A 1197-nucleotide genomic window follows, 5' to 3' on the forward strand; every position below is an offset into this window, starting at 1 on the left:
TCTCCTAGAGAAGGGTCGGGTCCGGGGTGCCTATAAAAGCGGGAAATTCTGGATTATTCCTCTGTTCAACCATTTGCCACAAATTACTAAAGGTAATCGTGGACCAAAGGGGAAATGGCGCACTAGTCGTCCGCCAGCTTTAGCGAAGATTAATGTCAATCGCAATCACATTGGCTCGAATATGAAGAAAAGCCCCAAAGACCGGAAGCCAGTGATTTCAGTAAAACGAAAGGGCACTAATCTCTACGGTAATGAAGTCGAAATCCTTGGTCCGTGTAAGATTGTTTATCAGCCGGATAATCCCCTTGATTGTGGTGCTCGTTTGTGGATCGAAACCTTCAGTGATATTCACTTTATTTCTTGATGCAATAGCGAGTGGGGGAAACCCCCAAGACCGCGCTGCATCGCTGGTGGTAGTTTTCCGGCTACTAGCTAAGTTTGTCAAAGCTTTGCGACTATTCAAAATTATCTATTTCATTATTTGGTGCTGCATCAAGACATTGAAGTATGAAAGCGCGATCGCTAGTAAGCATTCAGCCGTCAGCTGTCAGCCGTCAGCTTATTTTATTCAAAAGCTATAGTAATTAAAAATTAAAAATAAAGTAGCTTGTAGGGTGGGCAAATCGACCGGATTCCAGATTACATGGTCAGCTCAAAGATCAGGATTTGCCCACCAAACCCCGCAGCTTGTAGGGTGGGCAAATCGACCGGATTCCAGATTACATGGTCAGCTCAAAGATCAGGATTTGCCCACCAAACCCCGCAGCTTGTAGCAGCTTGTAGGGTGGGCAAATTGACAGAATTCGAGATATTGTTGTCAGAAGTACAGCATTTGCCCACCCTACCCCACAGCCAATGGGAAGGTGGGCAAATTGACAGAATTCGAGATATTGTTGTCAGAGGATAAGCATTTGCCCACCCTACGCCACAGCCAATGGGAAGGTGGGCAAATGGACCCGATTCCAGATGAAATTGTCAGAGGATAAGCATTTGCCCACCCTACTACCCTTTTCGAGCGGGCAGGATGCCCACTCTACCGATTCCCGATTCCCGATTCCCGATTCCCGATTCCCCATTCCCGATTCCCTATTCCCTATTCCCTATTCCCTATTCCCTAAAACTCCCCACAACTAAAACCACCCTTCTATCTCTTCGTTTGTCAACATTTTCTTCAATTTAAGATATTCCCGTTTTGTG

The 1197-nt window shown here is 45.9% G+C and carries 4 protein-coding genes; all 4 read left to right on the forward strand.

All coding sequences use genetic code 11. The features are described from left to right. Window positions 1–364: DNA-binding protein (locus F6K49_RS50780; protein WP_293110492.1), on the forward strand; the 364-nt coding region annotated here is incomplete at its 5' end. Then, entirely contained in the window at window positions 342–581 is a 240-nt protein-coding gene (locus tag F6K49_RS50785) for a hypothetical protein (RefSeq protein WP_293110495.1), read from the forward strand. The genes F6K49_RS50780 and F6K49_RS50785, both read left to right, overlap by 23 nt. A gap of 113 nt (window positions 582–694) precedes the next feature. Then, on the forward strand, window positions 695–907 hold the full coding sequence (locus F6K49_RS50790) for a hypothetical protein (protein ID WP_293110497.1): 213 nt from the start codon (window positions 695–697) through the stop codon (window positions 905–907). A 35-nt stretch (window positions 908–942) separates the two neighbouring features. Then, entirely contained in the window at window positions 943–1134 is a 192-nt protein-coding gene (locus F6K49_RS50795; RefSeq protein WP_293110500.1) for a hypothetical protein, read from the forward strand. Window positions 1135–1197: the final 63 nt, after the last annotated feature.

It is taken from the genome of Moorena sp. SIO3I6 (assembly GCF_010672095.1).